24 protein-coding genes are annotated in these 18,751 nt (G+C 63.1%); 16 read left to right on the forward strand and 8 right to left on the reverse strand.

Features of this window, described 5'->3' with window-relative positions; translation table 11 throughout:
• The first annotated feature begins 154 nt into the window (after nucleotides 1–154).
• Genes rfaD through NKJ93_RS28435 form a run of 4 tightly spaced genes read left to right on the forward strand, consistent with a single transcriptional unit; the run spans nucleotide 155 to nucleotide 3,484 of the window.
• On the forward strand, nucleotides 155–1,105 hold the full coding sequence (rfaD, locus tag NKJ93_RS28420) for an ADP-glyceromanno-heptose 6-epimerase (RefSeq protein ID WP_352592456.1): 951 nt from the start codon (nucleotides 155–157) through the stop codon (nucleotides 1,103–1,105).
• A complete protein-coding gene (gene waaF, locus NKJ93_RS28425) occupies nucleotides 1,078–2,085 on the forward strand; it encodes a lipopolysaccharide heptosyltransferase II (protein WP_352592459.1) in 1,008 nt (335 codons plus the stop codon). Before rfaD ends, waaF begins: the two co-directional genes overlap by 28 nt.
• A complete protein-coding gene (waaC, locus tag NKJ93_RS28430; protein WP_352592461.1) occupies nucleotides 2,082–3,056 on the forward strand; it encodes a lipopolysaccharide heptosyltransferase I in 975 nt (324 codons plus the stop codon). Before waaF ends, waaC begins: the two co-directional genes overlap by 4 nt.
• A gap of 44 nt (nucleotides 3,057–3,100) precedes the next feature.
• Nucleotides 3,101–3,484 carry a hypothetical protein gene (locus NKJ93_RS28435; RefSeq protein ID WP_352592464.1) on the forward strand — a complete coding sequence of 128 codons (384 nt, stop codon included), beginning with the start codon at nucleotides 3,101–3,103 and terminating at the stop codon, nucleotides 3,482–3,484.
• A 42-nt stretch (nucleotides 3,485–3,526) separates the two neighbouring features.
• Here the strand turns inward: NKJ93_RS28435 and greA are convergent, their stop codons facing one another.
• Together greA and NKJ93_RS28445 are read right to left on the reverse strand one after the other, a co-directional pair.
• A complete protein-coding gene (gene greA, locus NKJ93_RS28440; RefSeq protein ID WP_023719113.1) occupies nucleotides 3,527–4,000 on the reverse strand; it encodes a transcription elongation factor GreA in 474 nt (157 codons plus the stop codon).
• 330 nt (nucleotides 4,001–4,330) lie between these two features.
• Nucleotides 4,331–4,888 carry a tetratricopeptide repeat protein gene (locus tag NKJ93_RS28445; protein WP_352592467.1) on the reverse strand — a complete coding sequence of 186 codons (558 nt, stop codon included), beginning with the start codon at nucleotides 4,886–4,888 and terminating at the stop codon, nucleotides 4,331–4,333.
• 238 nt (nucleotides 4,889–5,126) lie between these two features.
• Between NKJ93_RS28445 and NKJ93_RS28450 the strand changes: the two genes are divergently transcribed.
• The 3 genes from NKJ93_RS28450 (at nucleotide 5,127) to NKJ93_RS28460 (ending at nucleotide 7,570) form a co-directional block, all read left to right on the forward strand.
• Nucleotides 5,127–5,552, forward strand: a complete 426-nt coding sequence (locus NKJ93_RS28450) for a DUF3775 domain-containing protein (protein WP_023719115.1) — start codon at nucleotides 5,127–5,129, stop codon at nucleotides 5,550–5,552.
• Between the two features lie 76 nt (nucleotides 5,553–5,628).
• Nucleotides 5,629–6,600, forward strand: a complete 972-nt coding sequence (locus NKJ93_RS28455) for an extensin-like domain-containing protein (protein WP_352592470.1) — start codon at nucleotides 5,629–5,631, stop codon at nucleotides 6,598–6,600.
• A 115-nt stretch (nucleotides 6,601–6,715) separates the two neighbouring features.
• On the forward strand, nucleotides 6,716–7,570 hold the full coding sequence (locus tag NKJ93_RS28460) for an extensin-like domain-containing protein (protein ID WP_352592473.1): 855 nt from the start codon (nucleotides 6,716–6,718) through the stop codon (nucleotides 7,568–7,570).
• 53 nt (nucleotides 7,571–7,623) lie between these two features.
• Here the strand turns inward: NKJ93_RS28460 and NKJ93_RS28465 are convergent, their stop codons facing one another.
• Entirely contained in the window at nucleotides 7,624–8,343 is a 720-nt protein-coding gene (locus NKJ93_RS28465) for a gamma-glutamylcyclotransferase (RefSeq protein WP_352483135.1), read from the reverse strand.
• 117 nt (nucleotides 8,344–8,460) lie between these two features.
• On the opposite strand from NKJ93_RS28465, the gene NKJ93_RS28470 reads away from it, so the two are divergent.
• The gene (locus tag NKJ93_RS28470; protein WP_352483134.1) at nucleotides 8,461–9,168 is read left to right on the forward strand and encodes an LssY C-terminal domain-containing protein; all 708 of its coding nucleotides are present in this window, start codon (nucleotides 8,461–8,463) and stop codon (nucleotides 9,166–9,168) included.
• Nucleotides 9,169–9,215: 47 nt separating this feature from the next.
• Here the strand turns inward: NKJ93_RS28470 and NKJ93_RS28475 are convergent, their stop codons facing one another.
• Nucleotides 9,216–10,235, reverse strand: a complete 1,020-nt coding sequence (locus NKJ93_RS28475; RefSeq protein WP_352592476.1) for a zinc-dependent alcohol dehydrogenase family protein — start codon at nucleotides 10,233–10,235, stop codon at nucleotides 9,216–9,218.
• 126 nt (nucleotides 10,236–10,361) lie between these two features.
• Here NKJ93_RS28475 and NKJ93_RS28480 point away from each other — a divergent pair, with 126 nt between their 5' ends.
• The 3 genes from NKJ93_RS28480 to NKJ93_RS28490 all read left to right on the forward strand — a co-directional run bounded on the left by NKJ93_RS28480 (nucleotide 10,362) and on the right by NKJ93_RS28490 (nucleotide 13,591).
• The gene (locus tag NKJ93_RS28480) at nucleotides 10,362–11,276 is read left to right on the forward strand and encodes a LysR family transcriptional regulator (protein WP_352592479.1); all 915 of its coding nucleotides are present in this window, start codon (nucleotides 10,362–10,364) and stop codon (nucleotides 11,274–11,276) included.
• A 190-nt stretch (nucleotides 11,277–11,466) separates the two neighbouring features.
• Nucleotides 11,467–12,777, forward strand: coding sequence for a hemolysin family protein (locus NKJ93_RS28485; RefSeq protein WP_352592482.1), 1,311 nt, complete (start codon nucleotides 11,467–11,469; stop codon nucleotides 12,775–12,777).
• 76 nt (nucleotides 12,778–12,853) lie between these two features.
• Entirely contained in the window at nucleotides 12,854–13,591 is a 738-nt protein-coding gene (locus tag NKJ93_RS28490; RefSeq protein WP_352592485.1) for a class I SAM-dependent DNA methyltransferase, read from the forward strand.
• 132 nt (nucleotides 13,592–13,723) lie between these two features.
• Here the strand turns inward: NKJ93_RS28490 and arr are convergent, their stop codons facing one another.
• Nucleotides 13,724–14,131 (reverse strand): NAD(+)--rifampin ADP-ribosyltransferase, encoded by a 408-nt coding sequence (gene arr / locus NKJ93_RS28495; protein ID WP_502895871.1) that lies wholly within the window; start codon nucleotides 14,129–14,131, stop codon nucleotides 13,724–13,726.
• Between the two features lie 199 nt (nucleotides 14,132–14,330).
• Here arr and NKJ93_RS28500 point away from each other — a divergent pair, with 199 nt between their 5' ends.
• Nucleotides 14,331–14,624: a hypothetical protein gene (locus tag NKJ93_RS28500; RefSeq protein ID WP_352494911.1), complete on the forward strand. Its 294-nt coding sequence runs from the start codon at nucleotides 14,331–14,333 to the stop codon at nucleotides 14,622–14,624.
• Between the two features lie 53 nt (nucleotides 14,625–14,677).
• On the opposite strand, the gene NKJ93_RS28505 is transcribed toward NKJ93_RS28500, so the two are convergent.
• Entirely contained in the window at nucleotides 14,678–14,968 is a 291-nt protein-coding gene (locus NKJ93_RS28505) for a hypothetical protein (RefSeq protein WP_352494910.1), read from the reverse strand.
• Between the two features lie 189 nt (nucleotides 14,969–15,157).
• On the opposite strand from NKJ93_RS28505, the gene NKJ93_RS28510 reads away from it, so the two are divergent.
• The 3 genes from NKJ93_RS28510 to NKJ93_RS28520 are packed head-to-tail and all read left to right on the forward strand — an operon-like array spanning nucleotide 15,158 to nucleotide 16,888.
• Nucleotides 15,158–16,000: an N-acyl homoserine lactonase family protein gene (locus tag NKJ93_RS28510; RefSeq protein WP_352494909.1), complete on the forward strand. Its 843-nt coding sequence runs from the start codon at nucleotides 15,158–15,160 to the stop codon at nucleotides 15,998–16,000.
• Nucleotides 15,997–16,470 carry a MarR family winged helix-turn-helix transcriptional regulator gene (locus NKJ93_RS28515; RefSeq protein WP_023719127.1) on the forward strand — a complete coding sequence of 158 codons (474 nt, stop codon included), beginning with the start codon at nucleotides 15,997–15,999 and terminating at the stop codon, nucleotides 16,468–16,470. Before NKJ93_RS28510 ends, NKJ93_RS28515 begins: the two co-directional genes overlap by 4 nt.
• Before the next feature lie 7 nt (nucleotides 16,471–16,477).
• Nucleotides 16,478–16,888: an SRPBCC family protein gene (locus tag NKJ93_RS28520; protein ID WP_023719128.1), complete on the forward strand. Its 411-nt coding sequence runs from the start codon at nucleotides 16,478–16,480 to the stop codon at nucleotides 16,886–16,888.
• A 58-nt stretch (nucleotides 16,889–16,946) separates the two neighbouring features.
• Here the strand turns inward: NKJ93_RS28520 and NKJ93_RS28525 are convergent, their stop codons facing one another.
• A complete protein-coding gene (locus NKJ93_RS28525) occupies nucleotides 16,947–17,423 on the reverse strand; it encodes a GFA family protein (protein WP_352592488.1) in 477 nt (158 codons plus the stop codon).
• Nucleotides 17,350–18,264 carry an NAD(P)-dependent oxidoreductase gene (locus tag NKJ93_RS28530; protein WP_352592491.1) on the reverse strand — a complete coding sequence of 305 codons (915 nt, stop codon included), beginning with the start codon at nucleotides 18,262–18,264 and terminating at the stop codon, nucleotides 17,350–17,352. The genes NKJ93_RS28525 and NKJ93_RS28530 overlap by 74 nt, the downstream gene beginning before the upstream one ends.
• A gap of 142 nt (nucleotides 18,265–18,406) precedes the next feature.
• On the opposite strand from NKJ93_RS28530, the gene NKJ93_RS28535 reads away from it, so the two are divergent.
• Complete coding sequence (locus NKJ93_RS28535; protein WP_352592494.1) at nucleotides 18,407–18,745, forward strand: winged helix-turn-helix transcriptional regulator; 339 nt, start codon at nucleotides 18,407–18,409, stop codon at nucleotides 18,743–18,745.
• Nucleotides 18,746–18,751: the final 6 nt, after the last annotated feature.

An 18,751-nucleotide genomic window follows, 5' to 3' on the forward strand; every position in this document is an offset into this window, starting at 1 on the left:
CGGCCGGCAGGCCGACCGAAACGAGACCTTTGCGGCGCCACTATGACGCTCATCCTGCCGCCCGCCACCTGCTTTGTCGACAGCCCGGCCCGGCTCCCCTATAAGGCCAGAATCCCACAAGGGCTACAACCGGCACAAGGTACCAGAGGCTTTCATGATCATCGTCACGGGCGGCGCCGGCATGATCGGTTCCAACATCGTCGCCGCGCTCAACGCCGACGGTTTCAGCGACATCCTCGTCGTCGACGACCTCACCGACGGCCACAAGATCGCCAATCTCGCCGATCTCGAGATCGCCGATTATCTCGACAAGGACGATTTTCTGGCGCGGATGGAGGCCGGGGACCTCGGCCGCATCGAGGCCGTCTTCCACCAGGGTGCCTGCTCGACCACCACCGAATGGAACGGCAAGTTCATGATGGAGGTCAACTACACCTATTCGAAGCACTTGCTGCACGCCTGCCTGGCCCTGCGCGTACCCTTCCTCTATGCCTCGTCCGCTTCGGTCTATGGCGGCGGCGCCGAGTTCCGCGAGGATCCGCAATACGAACGGCCGCTCAACGTCTATGCCTATTCGAAAAAGCTGTTCGACGACTATGTCCGCCGCACCGTGTTCGATACCGACCATTCGCCGGTGGCGGGCCTGCGTTATTTCAACGTCTACGGACCGCGCGAGGCGCATAAGGGCGCCATGGCCTCGGTCGCCTTCCATTTGTTCAACCAGGTCGAACGCGGCGAAAACCCCAAGCTGTTCGGCGCCTATGATGGTTTCGGGCCCGGCGAGCAGAGCCGCGACTTCATCCATGTCGGCGATGTCGCCGACGTCAATCTGTGGCTGTGGAAACGCGGCTCGAGCGGCATCTTCAACTGCGGCACCGGCAAGGCCCAGCCGTTCCGCGCCATTGCCGAAACGGTGATCGATACGCTCGGCCAAGGCCAGATCGAATTCATCGAGTTTCCCGACCACCTCAAGGGCAGCTACCAGAGCTTTACGCAAGCTGATATGTCCCGCTTGCGCGCAGCCGGTTACAATGGCCAGTTCCGCACAGTGGAAACCGGCGTCAGAGACTATGTCGAATGGCTGAAAGCCCAACGATCCTCGTGATCGGCCCACGCTGGGTGGGCGACATGGTGATGGCGCAGTGCCTGTTCCAGGCGCTGAGGGAGCTTCATCCGAACGCCGCCATCGACGTGCTGGCGCCGGCCTGGGCAGCCCCCCTGGTCAAGCGCATGCCCGAAATACGCCAGCAGATCGATCTGCCGCTGAAATCCGGCGCGTTCGAATTCCGCGTCCGCAGGCGCTTCGGCCGCCTGCTGCGCGGCCGCTACGACATGGCCTATATCCTGCCGGGCAGCTGGAAGTCGGCGCTGATCCCGTTCTTTGCCGGCATTCCGCGCCGCGTCGGCCATCTCAAGGAGATGCGCTACGGGCTGCTGACCGACATCGTGCCCTTGCCCGATCGCCTGAAACGGCGCACCGCGCAGGCCTATTTCGGCCTTGCCCAGGGCGGCGCCTTCCGGGCTCCCAAGCTTGCCGTCGATCAGGATAACCAGGCGGCACTGCTCGGCCGTTTCGGGCTGACGGCGAGGAAATTCGTCGCACTTATGCCCGGCGCCGAATTCGGCCCGGCCAAGCGCTGGCCGAGCGAACACTATGCCGGCCTTGCCCGCGAGATGATGGCGAAAGGGTTTGGCGTGGCGCTGTTCGGATCGAAGAACGACGCTGGGGTGACGGCGGAAATCGCCGCGCTTGCGCCGGGCGCCGTCGATCTTGCCGGCCAGACGCGGCTGGAGGATGCCATCGACCTGATCGCGGCGGCCAGGCTCGCCGTCTCCAACGACAGCGGGCTGATGCATGTCGTCGCCGCGGTCGGCACGCCGGTTGTCGCCGTCTACGGCTCGACCTCGCCCGACAACACGCCGCCGCTCGCAGAGCGTCGCGAACTGGTCTGGCTCGGCCTGTCCTGTTCGCCGTGCCACAGGAAGACCTGCCCACTCGGTCATCTCAACTGCCTGAAGACGCTGGACGTCGAACGCGTCGTGGTGGCGGCGGAGCGGCTGCTGGAAATGCCGGCCGCCGCATGAAGGTGCTGATCGTCAAGACGTCGTCGATGGGCGACGTCATCCACACCTTTCCCGCGATCGAGGATGCGCGCCGCGCCCGGCCCGGCCTGTCGTTCGACTGGTGCGTGGAAGAGGCCTTTGCCGGCATCGTGGCGCTGCATCCAGCCATCCAAACCATCCACAGCGTGGCAATCCGGCGCTGGCGCAGGAAGCTGCTCGAGCCCGGCACATGGCGGGAAGTGGTCGCCTTGTGCCGCGCCTTGCGCGATTGCCGCTACGACCTCGTTCTCGATGCGCAAGGCTTGCTGAAATCGGCGCTGGTGGCGCGGCTGGCGGCAGGACCGATCGCCGGGTTCGACCGCTCGAGCGCCCGCGAGCCTTCGGCGAGTTTATTTTATGGCCATCGCTACGCCGTGCCGCGCGGCCTGCACGCAATCGAGCGCACGAGACGGCTGTTCGGGTTGGCGCTCGGCTACGAGCCGGATTTTTCCCGGCTTGACTCCGGCATCGTTCCGCCAGCCGGAAGATCGACTTTTGTCGGCGAAAAGACCGCCTTCCTGCTGCACGGCACCAGCCGCGAGGACAAGAAATGGCCGGTCGCGGACTGGATCGAAACCGCCCGGCTTCTCGTGGCACGAGGGATGACGCCGGTCACCACCTGGTCGAACGACCGGGAAAAGGCAGTTGCCGAGGCGATCGCCGGCGCCGTTTCGCAAACCGTGGTGGTTCCCAGGTCGCCGCTTGCCGAGATCGCCGCTGTCATCGGCGGCTCGGCGCTGGTCATCGGCGCCGACACCGGCCTGACCCATCTCGCCAGCGCTTTCGGCCTGCCGACGGTGGCGGTATTCCTGGCCTCCGAGCCCGGTCTGACCGGCCCGCGCGGCCCATTCTCATCGACGCTGCTGGCCAAGCCCGGCCGCGGCGTCACGCCGCCGGAGGTGATGGCGGAAGCAGAGAGATTGCTGACACTCAAATCGCAGGCTGCGATGTAGAATTTTAGCGGGCGGCAATTGCTGGCTGCGCGTCGGAGGGATGTATGTCGAAGTTTCAGATGCAGATCGAGACTGCCCACCCGATTCTATTCCTCTCCGACTCCTCGCCGCTGGTGTCGATCCCAGACAATGCGGGCGAGATATTCGCCACTGCAACCAGCGATTGCCTGTGCTTTTGCGGATTGTCCTTTGTCGATGGAGCGACCCTCGTAACCATCACGGATCAGAATTGTGAGGGTGGCGGGGCGAAATTCTTCTGCGGAACAATCGACGTCCCAAGCGGAGTGGCCACTTTGAGCGACAGCAGCTCGTTCCGCTATGTGAACATACCGGTCCCGCCGGGACCGGTGTCCATCGAAGTTTGGGCTGACAACGACCAAAATCCCGATTGGGTCTGGGTCAAGCTTGGGGCGATCCGCGCCCGCTGAGCAGCCTTTCGCCCGCAAGCACGCTGTTTATCGGCTCGCGGCCTAAATAAACTGCACCTGGACGATCTCGTAGCCCCTGGCGCCGCCCGGTGCGTTGACCTCGATGGCGTCGCCGACTTCCTTGCCGATCAGGGCACGCGCGATCGGCGAGGAGATCGAGATGCGGCCGGATTTCACGTCCGCTTCCTGGTCGCCGACGATCTGGTAGGTCTTTTTCTCTTCGGTGTCCTCGTCGACCAGCACCACGGTGGCGCCGAACTTGACCTTGTCGCCGCTGAGCTTGGTGACGTCGATCACCTCGGCCCGCGCGATCAGGTCCTCGAGTTCGTTGACCCGGCCCTCATTGAGGCTCTGTGCCTCTTTTGCCGCGTGATATTCGGCATTTTCGGAGAGGTCGCCATGCGAGCGCGCTTCGGAAATCGCCTCGATGATACGCGGCCGCTCTTGTTGCTGGCGCCAGCGCAGTTCTTCCTTCAATGACGCGAACCCCTCGCCTGTCATCGGGACCTTGTTCATAATGCCTGACCTTTCCTGCCGCCGCCCCCGCAATCGGGAGCGACCTTGTCGATGGTACAAAAAGAAAACGGTCCGGCAGCCTCGGGCTAACGGAACCGTCTCACCACAATTTCGCAAGATATAGCAATCTTCGCGGGTTTTTCACGTCCAAAAAGTCGGTTTTTGAAAAATCATCCACCAATTGCGCGGCTGACCCGACGTCAAGCGCGGTTTCCAAGATCGCATCGTGTGTACTGTGATGCCAAATCCCGGTTGTGGCCAAACGTGCGCAGCATAGCAAAAAACCGGCTGCGATCGCTCACAGCCGGTTATGAGGAGCGTTCCGGAGGATCAGCTCCTCATGAAATGATCGATCTGCTCCGACAGCATGCCGTATTCGCGAGACCCCTTGCCCGTGCGCTTCTCGATTTCGCGGAGCTGTTCCTGGGCGCCGGCAAGATCGCCGATCTGCAGGTGCGCCTCGCCGAGATATTCGCGCACCAGCGTGTAATTCGGGTCGATGCGCAGCGCTTCCTCGTAATAGCCGAGGCCGACGGTGACACGGCCGGAATGGCGGTGCGAATAGCCAAGATAGTTGAGGATGCGCGGATCCTGCTTGTTGGCGGCGAGGCTGAGCACGGCGATCGCCTCGTCATAGCGTCCATCCATCGCCAGCGCGCGACCGGCATCATAGATGCTGTCGTCGTCCAGCATACCTTGCTTCGGCGAGACACATTTCTTCTGCTTCTTGTCCCAGGCCTCCCCCTTCTTGCACTGGCTCTGGCCGCCGCCGCCATTGCCGCCGCCGCCGCCACCACCTCCCCCGCCTTCACCAGCCGAAAACGCCGGAGCCGCAATCAGCGGCAGGGCGGCCATGGCCATGGCACAAATCAGCAATCGTCTGCGCATCGAACTCTCCTTAGAACCTGACAATGCAACACTAACGCCGGGCCGAAGCCGTTTCGTCCCCGGAAAATGTCCATTCTATCTCAAAACCGCGATCTCTCCCAGCAAGGCCATCTTATCCCTGGAACAGAGGGCATCGGAAATCATGGTTCACGATCAACGCCGACGCGCAAGAGAACGTGACGAGCGCTGCAAATCCGCTATCATCGGGCCGACCGAGCACGAAGCAGGGAGACGGCCGGTGCAGCAACGCGTTGAACGAGACTGGGAGCTTTCGATCGGTCCCGACACCGTGCGCCTGTTCATCCTGAAGGCGAAGGCGCTCAGCGCCGCCGTCAACGAAGACTATGCCGACGGCGCCGAGCACGAGGTAGAGCTCGACGGCAACGCGCACGACAACCACCATCACGACGGCCTTGCCGAGGAAAGCTCCGAAAATCTCACCGAGGAGGAACTGCGCGAACTGATCGACGACCTCAATGTCGACGAAGCGGCCGAACTGATTGCGTTGGCCTGGGTCGGCCGCGGCGACTATGACGCGACGGAATGGACGGACGCGCTGACCGCCGCCCGCGAGCGCGCCAACAAGCGCACGGCAAAGTACCTGCTCGGCATGCCGCTGCTGGCGGACTGGCTCGAGGAGGGCCTGGAAGCGATCGGCGCGTGACGGCGCGGTTACCGATTGTGATCGCCGGCCCGCCTCGCCCAAGGCAACTTCCCTGCATTCTGGCCGTTGCGAAGTAATGGCGGCGTTTGGCTTTTTCAGATTGGGTAGATTGCTCCTGGCCGTTACGGCTACGTCGCTGACGGGACCCGCTCTGGCCAAGGCGCCCGAACTGCCGCAAACTGCACCGGTTCCGCAGTTCAACCAGGAAGCCACTCCGCCGTCGCCAGCCGACATCCCGGTCCCCGAACCGCGCCCGGCGGATGCCCCGGAGGCTGAGCCGCCCCAAAACGAGCAGCCGCAAAACGGGCAGCCCCAAAATGGCCAGCCCAAGACCCAGCAGCCGGAGCCGCCGGCGATTGCACCACAGCCTCCTGAAAAGCCGGCGCAGGCTGAGCCGCCGGCAAGCCCACCGGCCGCGCCACCAAACCCGGCCGAGGCAGACAAAAAGGCGGAGCAAGAAATCCTTCCAGATCCTCGCTCGGCCGCCATTGCCGGGAAGGAAATGCCGGCCGAAGAATTGGCCTGCCGCAGGCGGCTGAAGTCCATGGGCGTCGATTTCGAGGAGCGCAAGCCCGAGCATGATACGGCGGTCGGTTGCTCGATCCCTTACCCGGTCGTGCTGAAAACGCTCGGCAAATCCATCGCCATCGGTCCCGAAACCGAGCTCAATTGCCAGATGGCGGAAGCGGCCGCCCGCTTTGCTGCTTCGGTCATCCAGCCTGCCGCAAAGGCCGAGTTCGGCACGGACATCAAATCGATCGGCCAGGCCTCCGCCTTCGTCTGCCGGCCGCGCCACGCCGGCGGCAAACTGTCGGAGCACGCCTTCGGCAACGCCCTCGACATCGCCAGCTTCACGCTTTCCGACGGGAAAGAGATCGATGTCGGTCCAACGCCGCCGCAGAAGGACGCGGAATTCCTGGATGCAGTGCGCAAGGCCGCCTGCGGGCCGTTCAAGACCGTGCTTGGCCCGGGCAGCGACGCCGATCATTCCCTGCATCTCCACTTCGACCTCGAACCGCGCCGCAATGGCGGCACGTTTTGCCAATGACGCCGGGCGCCGACAGTGGCGCCGCAATTTGGCCGCAGGCGTGAACGGCGCCGCTGATTTTTCCTTTACACTTCAGGTTTAGAGTCTGTGCCATCCAGGGACAGGGACCCTTCCGATGGCCGGGCTATTTGGCGCTGCGCTTGCCGCTGCGCGGCACACAGGACGCGCGCGCATGGCCGGCAGGCTTGCCGCCATGCTTGCCATTGCGGCGATCTCCGCCTGCAACACCGGCAGCGTATTGTCGCTGCAGCCGGCCGTCGATGTCGGCAGCCAGACCGCTGCCGTTCCGCCCAATTCCGACCCGCAAGATTCCGGCCCCCAAGATTCCGGCCCGGAATATTCCGGCATGCAGCGCCTCGTCCCGTCCAACCCCTATTTGACGGCCGCCTATCCGCGCTTGGACAACCCGATGTCGCCGGCCGAACAGATGCCGGCCGCAGAGATCGATTGCCGCAAGGAACTGAAGCGCCTCGGCATCATCTACACCGACGTTGCGCCGATCCACGAAGGCCAGTGCGGCATCGACTATCCGGTCAAGGTCTCGGCCATCGGCAGCGTCGAGATGAAGCCGGCCGCGACGCTGACCTGCGACATGGCCGCCACCTTTGCCGGCTGGACCAGGAACGAACTCGTCCCGTCGGCCCGCTGGCGCTATTTTTCAGGCGTCAGGACCATCCACCAGGGCTCGAGCTATTCCTGCCGCAGGATTGCCGGCGAAGGTGTTTTGTCGGAACACGGCAAGGGCAATGCGCTCGACGTGATGAGCATCGAGCTCAACAATGGCGACGACATCGACGTCCGCAAGCCCGGCCTGTTCGCCTTCCGCACACGCGGCTTCCTCAACAATGTGCGCGCCGACGGCTGCCAGTACTTCACCACCGTGCTCGGCCCCGGCTACAATTACGATCACCGCAACCATTTCCATTTCGACATCAAGAACCGCAAGAACGGCTACCGCGCCTGCCGCTGACCGTTCCGGTTTTCAGATGAAATTGGAACAAGTATTTCGCGAGAGCGTCCGGATCAGCTGCGTTGCGTGCCGCCGGTGGAAGCCTTGATGTGCTGCGCGACCAGACCCTGGACGTGCCACAAGTTTCTGTCGCGGATTCCGCTTTCCTCGAGCATGCTGACGGTGCGGAACAGATACTGGGCGGACGAACCCCAATGTCCGGCTGCGCGCGCCAATGTCTGTGCCACCTGATCGAGCGGCAGCCGCCCGGCATAAGCCTTGCCGTCGGGCGCCGCGACGAATGCCAGGGCGCGTAGCGGACCATCGCTGGTCTCGACCCAGATCCAGCGCGGCACGTTGGTAGGCGGGTTGGCGTCGATCTCCCGTCGCATCAGCCGACCGAGTTGCCCGAAATGATCTTCTGCCGGAAGTCTGTAGACAACGCCTTTGCAGCTGCCGCCACGGTCCAAAGCCAGCATCAAGGCCGGAACATCACGGGTTCCCCGCCAGCGGGTCAGCTTCATGCAGAACGAGCGGTGCCACCCTGGCGCCGTGGCCGGGCGCTGCTCGACATAGTCGAATTCGGGATTCCAGATCAGCGAGCCGTAGGCAAAGACCCAGAGCATTTCGGGCCGGTATTTCAGCAGCAGTTGCTCGACAAGACCATCGAACTCCGCGTCGGTGTGCTCTGTCGTCCCGGGCTCGGGGCCGGGGTCGGGCTCGACACGTTCGACCAGCGCGACAAGGTCGGCGGTCAACGCCATGGCAGTGCCGCGCGCCGGTTTGCCCTTCATCACGCCCTCATTCGTGCTAGCCGGTTCTACGCCATTTCATGCTACGATAGACCGGCTGCGCGCCGCTTGCCAAGGATTTCGACGGCCTGACGGGCCTGCCAATTCGAGCGCCAATGCATGAGCCAACGAAGCCTTCGACGACGTGCAACGACCTGGCTGGTGGCATGCTGTGCCGCTTATCTTTCGCTCGCCTATTTCGCCGCGCCTGAGTTCTGGACGTTGCGGGACCGCAATTTTCGCAGCCGGCAATTCGAGATGGTGACGCACACGCCGCAAGGCATTCTGGGCGATCCGATCAATGTCGGCCTTGTCGGCACCAGGAAGGAGCTTGTCCATGCTTTTGCCGTCGCCGGCTGGGATACGGCAGACGCGATCACGCTGAAGACCGCGATCGAGATCGGCGAAAGCGTGCTGTTTAACCGCCCCTATCCCGATGCGCCGGTCAGCCGGCTGCTGTTCGAAGGCCGCGCCCAGGACCTCGCCTTCGAAAAGCCGGTCGGCGACAGCGCCGACCGGCGCCACCACGTCCGTTTCTGGCAGACCGATGCGACCGGCGACGACGGCCGGCCGCTTTGGCTTGGCTCGGCAAGCTTCGACCGCGGCGTCGGCCTCAGCCACGATACCGGCGCGATCACCCATCACATCGGCCCCGACATCGACGCCGAGCGCGACGGGTTGATGCGCGACCTCGCCGCTGCCGGCATGCTGATCTCGACCAGCCAGATACCAGGCGTCGGCGCCACAAAGGCCGGGCGCAACGGCGAAGGCGATCCCTATTTCACCGACGGCAAGGCCATTGTCGGCGTGCTGCTGCAACTGCCGTAGGCGCCATCAGCCTTCCCGTCTGACAGCCATTTTCGTGCCGACGGGGTTCAGGGCACGGCGATCACGATCTTGCCGAACGGTCCCGTCTCCAATCGCTCAAATGCCTGCGGCACCTCGTCGAAGCCAAACACCTTGTCGATCACCGGCTTGATCGCAAGCGTCTCGATCGCCTGGTTCATCCGCTCGAAAGCGCGGCGATGGCCGATCGATATGCCCTGTACGACGATCCGGTTGCGCAGGAACGGAATGATCGGGAAACTAAGCTCCATGCTGCCGAGAAGGCCGATGAGCGACAGCCTGCCGTCGGCGCCCAGCGCATTGAGCGAGCGCCGCGCATTGTCGCCGCCGACCATTTCCAGCACATGCCTGACGCCGGCGCCGTTTGTCAGCTTGCGCGCCGCCTCGTCCCATGCCGGCTGGCTGCGATAATTGATTCCCTTCCAGGCGCCGAGCGCCTTCGCCCGCTCGAGCTTCTCGTCGCAGCTCGAGGTGACGATGGCGCGCAGGCCTAAGGCGGCGGCAAATTGCAGCGCAAACAGCGACACGCCGCCAGTGCCCTGGATGAGAACGGTTTCGCCCGGGATCGGCTTGGCCGCCTCGACCAGCGCGAACCAGGCCGTCAGCGCCGCGATCGGCAGCGTCGATGCCTCGATGTCGCTGAGCGACGGCGGCGCCGCCACGGCGGCATCCTCATGAAACAGCACATGCTCGGACAGCGTGCCGGGCAGTGACGAACCCAGCGTATGCTTGTGCAGCACGGGCGGCGCGTCGCCGTCCGGCCAGTCGGCGATGACCTGGCCGAGCACGCGCTGCCCGATGCCGAAGCGGCTGACTTTGCCGCCGATCGCCACCACCTCGCCAACCGCGTCCGATGTCGGCACGAACGGAAAGCTGAGGTCCGGTATCAGCACGCCATCGACGATCATCCTGTCCTTGTAATTCAGCGATACCGCTGTGACGCGCACCAGCAGGTCATGCCGCCCGGGTTGGGGCAGCTTGCCCTCAGCCGGCTTCAGCCTGGACAGACCGAAACCGTTCATCTGCCAGGATTTGTTTTCGGTGCTCATTTGGTTCGCGCTCCGCGGTTGATGGCTGCGCGGACATTTACGCCGTTTCACTATGGAGAAAAGAGCTTCTATGTGGCATGTTTTGCAACGGATTAATGAGTGAAACTCTACAATAGGAGCGCTTCATTGGAATCGGCCAATCTGCAGGGCATCGTCGCATTCGTTCATACCGTGGAGGCTGGCAGCTTCACCGGCGCCGCTGTCCGGTTGCATGTCACGAAATCGGCGGTCGGCAAGTCGATCGCACAGCTGGAACAGCGGTTGGGCGTTCGCCTGCTCAACCGTACCACCCGTAGCCTCAGCCCAACCAGCGAGGGCCTGAGCTACTATGAAGCCTGCGTCAGGGCGCTGGCCGAGATCGAAGCCGCCCAGTCACTGCTCGCTTCCCGCAAGCAGGTGCCTTCCGGGCGGCTGCGCGTCGACCTGCCTCTGGCTTTCGGCCGGCGATGCGTCGCCCCGGTGCTGTTCGACATTTCCAAAAAATTCCCGGATCTGACGATGGAAATCTCGTTCAACGACCGGCGCGTCGACCTGATCGAGGAAGGCATCGATCTGGCGGTGCGCATGGGCGATCTCGACGACAGCCTTTCGATCGCCGCGCGCCGCATCTATGCCCAGCGTTCGGGCATCGTCGCCGTCCCCGCCTATCTCGACGCCCATGGCAGGCCGCAATCGATCGAGGATCTCGCCAGGCATAGCCTCATCGGCTACGGCCGCGACGGCGCTGTCCATCCCTGGACCGTCAGGCATGCCGACGGCCGTCTCGAAAAATTCGCGCCCAAGGCGCGGCTGGTGCTCGGCCACGGCGAACCGATGCTCGATGCGGTACTGGCCGGCTGCGGCATCGTCTTTCTGCCGACATGGCTGACGGCCGACAGCATCAGGCGCGGTGAGCTCGAAATGGTTCTGTCGGACTGTCTTGTCGAAAATACCGTGGTGCATGCCATCTGGCCGGTAACACGCAACCTCGCGCCAAAGGTGCGCGTCGTCGTCGACACCCTGATCGAGCATTTTTCCGCGCCGCCCTGGGATGCCGCTTGATTGCTCCGCCGGCTAGTTGAAAAGACAAAGGGCCATTGCTTAAGGTTTGCGCTGCCAGGGCGGCGCCGACTTCGACAATTGATAACCTCCAACACGAATTGGGCATTATCTTTTCTGTCTGAAGCGATTGCCCTGAAAAATCGCGACCGTCCTATTTTCGAAAACCGCGTGGCAATGCTATGGACCCGGCATGCTTTATGCTGAAATTGCCATCGTGGTCGTCCTCATCTGTGTGAACGGCCTTCTGTCGATGTCCGAGCTCGCCATCGTCTCGTCGCGGCCGGCGCGCCTCAAGGCGATGATCGACCGCAACGTCAAGGGCGCTGGCCGGGCTCTGGCGCTCGGCGCCAATCCGGGCAAATTCCTGTCCTCGGTGCAGATCGGCATCACTTTGGTCGGCGTCTTGTCCGGCGCCTTTTCCGGCGCCACGCTTGGCGAGCGGTTGGCCACCTTCCTGGTGTCGGCCGGTATCCGCGAAAGCCTCGCCGACCCGCTCGGCGTCGGCATCGTCGTCGCCCTAATCACCTATGGCTCGCTGATCATCGGCGAACTGGTGCCCAAGCAGATCGCCTTGCGCGACCCCGAACGGGTCGCCGTCAGGGTCGCTCCGGCAATGACCATCCTCGCCAGCATCTCGGCGCCGCTGGTTTTCCTGCTCGACTTTTCCGGCCGTGCCCTCCTGTGGCTGCTTGGCCAGCGCGGCCAGAGCGAGGAGAAGGTTACCGACGAGGAGATCAAGATGCTGGTCGCCGAGGCCGAGCACCACGGCACCATCGAATCCGACGAACGCCGCATGATCGCGGGCGTCATGCGGCTCGGCGACCGTGCCGTGCGCGCGGTGATGACGCCGCGCACCGAGGTCGACTGGATCAATTTGCAAGCCGACGAGGCCGCCATCAGGAAGCTGCTGATGGATACCCAGCATTCGCGCCTGCCGGCCGGCGACGGCGGCGTCGATGCCATGATTGGTGTCGTCCAGACCCGCGACGTGCTGGCCGCGATGCTGGGCGGCCGCGCCCTGGACCCGCGCCGGCACGTGCGCACCGCCCCGATCGTGCATGACCAGGCCGACGCGCTGGATGTGCTTGCGACGCTGAAGGAATCCGACGTGCCGATGGCGCTGGTGCACGACGAATACGGCCATTTCGAAGGCATCGTCACCCCGGCCGACATACTGGAAGCGATCACCGGCGTCTTCCGCTCGGACCTCGATGCCGGCGACGAGGAAAACGCCGTCAAGCGCGAGGACGGCTCATGGCTGCTCGCCGGCTACATGCAGGCCGACGAGATGGCGGAGGTTCTCCGCATCGATCTGCCCGAGAACCGCGACTACGAAACCGTCGCCGGCTATGTGCTGTCGCATATGCACCATCTGCCGGCGACCGGCGAATGCGTCGACGCGCAAGGCTGGCGCTTCGAGGTCGTCGACCTCGACGGCCGCCGCATCGACAAGCTCATCGCCACCCGACTGCCCGGCGCCCACCGCGAGGTCGTGCGGTAACGATCGACGCGACTTATGGGCTATATGCTCGCGGCGCCACCGCTCGCACAATCAAAGTTGATTGGGAATACCGCCTATGGTCGACCACCTTTTCGCCGACCCATATCTCGCTGCCGTCTACGATGCCTGGCACCCGAGATCTGCGCGCGACGACTATGATTTCTACCTGCCCCGCATTCTAACAGCAGACGCGGTGCTTGATGTCGGATGTGGAACGGGCACCCTCCTTCACGAGGCACGCCTGGCCGGACATTCAGGGCGGCTCTGCGGCATCGACCCAGCACCCGGCGTGTTGAATCGCGCACGAACGCGCACGGATATCGAATGGGTCCTCGGCGATCTCCAATCGGCCGGCTGGACAGCCGAGTTTGATCTCATTGTGATGACGGGGCATGCATTCCAGGCCCTTGTCAGCGACGAAGACCTGCGGGATTTGATGGCGGCTGCGCGACAGGCCCTTGTGCCAGGCGGATGCTTCGCGTTCGAGACGCGGAACCCTTCTGTGCGGGCGTGGGAGCGCTGGACACCCGAAAATGCGGTCGTCGTTGAGCTACCTGACGGGTCTCTGGTGCAGATCACAACAGAGGTGATCATGCCGTTCGATGGACAGACGGTGACATTCACCCACAGGTTCGGCGGAAAGCATCCGAGCCTTCCGCAAGTTAGTCGCAGCACCTTGCGATTCCTCGACACGGACGCCTTATCGAGCCTGCTGGGGAACGCGGGGCTACGGATCGAACAGCAATTCGGCGGCTTTGACGGCAGCCCACTTGGCCCTTCGAGCCCCGAGATCATCACGTTCGCGACGAGATGAAAAGGAGCATCCGCTCTCCAACCTGCAAGGAACGACAACTCGCGGACCCATTGCGGACGTGGAGCCGTATTTCGCGGCGACTGCCGCCGACCGTAGGTCAGAGCCAAGCTTGGCAATCGCAGGATTTAGCGATCAATCGATTGCCTCGATGCCTTGCGCCTTCAGCCGTTCGATATGGTCCTTCATCTCTTTCAGCCGCTCGGGGGAGTGGCCCTGCCACTCGGCGACCTCGCCCGTGATCCTGAGCGGCTCACGGGAGCGATAGGACTGCGTCGGATTGCCGGGAAATTTCTTGCCCGTAAGATTGGGGTCGTCCATGATCGGGCCGGTTGGCTCCACGATATAGACCCTTTCCCGTCCGTCACCAGCGGCCAGCTCTGCACCCCAGATGGCCGCATCCAGAGTGCCGGTCAGATAGACCCAGGCTGCCTGCTTTCTCGCGCCGTAATTGGAGCTGTAGCCGGCTTCTATCAGGTCTCCCGGTTTAAGGTCGACCCGGGTGCCGTGGTAGAATTGGCGTGCGTTGTCGGGGGCTGTCATCGGCTCGCTACCCATCCTCGCTGTCTCAGGCATCATGGTGCCGTGGTGCGCACTATTTCATGCACGTCACCAAATCAAGCATCTGGCCGTGCGGTTATCGGCTCCCGACACCCATTCCGGTTATGCCGCCCGATGCACGCTATCGGTCGGCTGCCGGTGCAGGTATTATCGGCGCCCTGTACGTTGCTAGGGTGGAAAAATGGATCTGCAAACCTTCAGGGATTCGATTGCGAAACCACAGCCGCCAGACGGTTTGAGCCCTGCCCTGCAGGCGCTGTGGTGGGATGCAAAGGGCGATTGGGCTAAGGCGCACGAGTGCGCGCAGCGGCGCGACGATACTGCGGGCATGCACGTGCATGCCTATCTCCACCGCAAGGAAGGCGACCAGTCGAATGCCGAATATTGGTATCGCCGCTGCAACGCCGCGCCATCGACCTTAAGTCTTGACGAGGAATGGGAAGAGTTGGCGCGTGCACTTTTAGGGCAAAGCTGACGCCTGCTCGGCCCCTCGCAAAATAGCCGGTCCTGCAACCACTTGCCGGGGCTTCAGCTGGCGCCCTGTGGCATGTCCCTGCCGTTCCATTCCGCAGTGCGCGCCCGCGCCTCTTCGGCGATCAGCTTGAACTCCCGCATCTTCGCAGCCTCGATGGCGAATGCGCTGCTTGGCAGGACGCCGGGGTCCTCCTGACTGTTCTGAAACTGAAAACGGGCCTCCAGCTCGGCCCATATTCGCTCGGGTGCCGTATCCTTGCTGGCAAGCAGTGCGACGACCAGCGCCAAAGTCTCGCGCTGGGCGTTCAGCCGCCCTTCGATCTCTTCATTCGGCAATTCGGACATGCGGGTCGCTTCCAGTTTCTGGCTCAACGGCAAAATCGCACCCTTGTTCCGGAATTCAGCGCCTGCGCGGTCGGGCTGAGCGGCAGATGCTCGCGATCGCTGTCGCGCTGATCTTTTCTCCTCCGTTCTATTGACTCCTCAATATATGACGTGTCATACGATGACATATCATCTAATGGAGAGGAAAAAATGAAAGTACATGCCATCCGGACCGGGTCGGTCCGCATCAAGACGGCCCAGATCGAAGGACGCGGCCATGGGCTTGCCAGCATCTTTGCCGACAGGAACTGGTCCGGCTGGTTGCCGACCTTCGCCTGGGCCATCGAGCATGACGAAGGCGTCATTGTTGTCGACACTGGACAGGCGGCGCATCTGCTGAACGGGCACGGACGCTCGCTGCATCCGTTCTTTCGCTGGGAAGTGCACTTTCGTATCGAGCCGGAAGAAGAGATCGGGCCGCAGCTGCGTGGCCTGGGCATCGGGCCGCGCGACGTCAAACGGGTGGTGCTCACGCATCTGCACATGGACCACGATGCGGGCTTGGTGCATTTTCCCCATAGCCAGATACTCGCCGCCCCCAGTGAGATCGACACGGCGTCGGGTTTCATGGGAATGCTCCGCGGCTACCTGCCGCAGCGCTGGCCCGACTGGTTCAACCCCATACGGCTCGAGCTCGACGATGGACCGTTCGGCCAATTTGCGGCGAGCAAGCGCTTGACCAAAGCGGGCGACGTCGTGGCGATCGCAACTCCTGGTCACACTGCCGGTCATCTTTCGGTGCTGGTGGAGGATGGCGACGCAACGCTCTTTCTCGCCGGCGACACGTCTTACAACCAGGCACTGATGCTTGCCGGCAAGGTGGACGGCGTGGGACCCGATACAAAAATTGCCGCCGCCACCCTGCGAGCCGTCCGGCACCTCGCCGAGCAGCAGCCGACGATCTATCTGCCGACCCATGATCCGGAGAGCGCCGTGCGGCTGGCGACGCGTCAGCTGGTGACCGCCCCGGTCGAACTGGGAGCGGCGGCATGAAACCAGAAGAGGAGCTCCGATTCCTCATTCTCGGCGCCCAGCGCGAAGGCAACAGGCTGCTTACCGACTTGCTCTCGCCGCTTGGCGTCACCCCTTCCCAGGCTGAAGTCATCAGCTGCCTGAAGGCCGGCGGACCAATGTCGCTCAATGCTGTTGGCAAGCTGCTGGTCTGCGAGACCGGCAGTCCCAGCCGGCTGGTAAGCACGCTGGTCGAGCGGGCGCTCGTCGTCAGGCGGGAAAACTCCGACGATCGCCGGCAGGTGGAGCTCGAACTGACACAGGAGGGGCACCGGCTCGCCGCCGAAATCCGGCAGGTCGAATCCCGGCTTTACGGATGGCTGGGCCAGCGGCTCACGCCGAACGAGGTCACAACCGCCGTCGGGCTGCTGCGAGTTCTGGTCGCCGGAACAGCCGCCGGCAACGCAATCGCCCGGCGCGATGGGCCATCATCCGATCTCCCGAAGGAATAAGTCACAAATGTTCGACATATCAATCGAGATCGACAGGCCTGCCCAGACCGTCTTCCGTCATATCGAGGATATTGAAGCGGCTCCGGCCTGGTACTCGGCTGTGCAGTCCGTAGCCAAGCTCACGGCCGGCCCGGTCGGGCGGGTCCTCGAAAACATCGTGGAGGTCACCGAGTTCGAAGTCGATGCACTGCTGACTTTGTCCAGCTTGAGCGGGCCGACGCCATTCACCTACCGCTTTCGGCTGGCGCCGACAGGCCACAGAACGCATCTCCACCTCGAGGGTTCGATTACCGGAAAAGGGCTTCCCGGGCCGATGGCGCTTCTCGCGCCGCTCGCGTCCAGCTTCTTCGAACGCGGCATGCGAATAAATCTTGAGAGCCTGAAGCGAATTGTCGAGACTGCTCGTCCAGCAGAGTGATCCCTGAAGTTCTGTTGCAACTCTGTGCCAGCGTCTGCACGCATCGCCATTTCGCTCCTCAAGCGACCTTGGGCAAGCCTTCCAAACAAAGCCATTTATGTTTCCTGTCAGGCCAGTGGAGCGTTGCCGGGGCCGGAAAATGCGGGTCCTCCAGACAGCCGACCGAGACCGACAGCGCATCCTTCAATCCTTCTGCCCGCATGAAAACGACCGATCCGCAAATGGTGCAGAATGTCTGCTCCAACCATTGTCCCGACGACCAGGTTCTGCGCCAGAATCTGGTCTCCCCTTTCTGTCCGACGAGGGCCGCGTCGGCGTAGATGGCCCGGTACGAAAACGCCGTCCCGGTGCATCGCTGACACTCCAGGCAACTGCACGCGTAGACACGCCGCGGCTCTCCGGTGAGGATAAGTTCCACCGCCCGGCATGAGCAGGTCGCGGTTCGTCTCGTCTTACCGCCGCTATGCATGCGCCGTTTCCCTGCTCTGATGCGGCGAACCGTTCCGAAACAGAGGCGCGAGAGATGCAAAATCATCTTCCATGCGCCCGAGCGAAAGCGCCTGCCGAAAGATCGTATCCATGGCGCGAGGCATAGCCGCGTCGAGCCCTCGCTCGTCACAAACCTCGAGCAGGTGCTGGAAGGCGCTGTAGTGGGCCGCCAATGATGCCAGCGTTGCGTCGTCGCCGGCAAAGCGCCTGACATTTGTCCTATCGACCAGGTCGAAGAGAGCCGCATCGACCACCGGCTTGAATGCCGAGAGATGGCTCCGGAACATCTTCAGGCTGAGACCTTCGACCTCGGCAACAGCCATCCCCTGCAATGCTCCGAAGAGCCCGCCCCACATCTGGGTGAGCAGTGCAATATCGAGCGCCGAAGCCTGGCCGGGAATCTCCCCGACATAGCTGGTACCGCCGCCGAGCGCGAGAAGCAGGGATTTGTGCGTCTCGTAGACGCTGCGGGAACCCGAATAGAGCAATGCGGTCTCGGGTTTTCCGATGAAATCCGGAGTGGCCATGATTGCCCCGTCCAGATACCCGGCACCATGCGCCTCCACCCAGCGAGCTTCTTCCCGCGCCAGACGCGGTGAGCCGGAGGTGAGTTGCACGACGGCTTTACCGGCCAATACCGAAGCGACGCCGTCCTGCTTCAGCAAAGCGTCGCTGGCGGCATAGTCGAGAACATTGATGATCACGACATCGGCCGCTCGGAACCCATCCGCCACCGAAGGGGCGACCTTGGCGCCCAAAGCCGTCAGCGGGCTGCACTTTGCCGCGGTCCGATTCCAGACCCATGTTGGATAGCCGCGGTCGAGCAGTGTTCGAATAATGGACGAGCCCATTCGGCCCGCGCCGAGCACGCAGACATTCGATACCATGATAACTTCTCCGATAGGCGTTGGCCCTCGCGACGAGGGTTGGTTTATGTTTGGCGCGCCGGAGCCGAAGATATAAATTCTCAATGCGCTGAGAAGTACGCACCTTGAGGTAAGCTAGCGGCATCATGACAGGGACTGCCAAATGAGATGCAAGGAACCGGACAGCTGCGGTTTTGCCGCCGCACTGCAGGCCATCGGCGGAAAATGGAAAACCTCGCTGCTGTGGGAACTGCATCTGCGGCCATACCGCTTCGCGGAATTGCGCCGGTTGTTGCCCGGCGTCAGCGAGAAAATGCTCACGCAACAATTGCGGCAGATGGAAGCCGACGGCCTGATCAGCCGGCGCTCTTACGACGAGGTTCCGCCGCGCGTGGAATACTCGATCACGCCGCTGGGCTTTAGCCTGAACGATGCCGTGACGGTGATGTCGGCGTGGGGAAAGCACCACGAAGCATGGAAATCCCAGCGGAAGGCGGCCTGAGGCAGT

Source organism: Mesorhizobium sp. M0028, from assembly GCF_040323855.1.
Classification (GTDB): domain Bacteria; phylum Pseudomonadota; class Alphaproteobacteria; order Rhizobiales; family Rhizobiaceae; genus Mesorhizobium.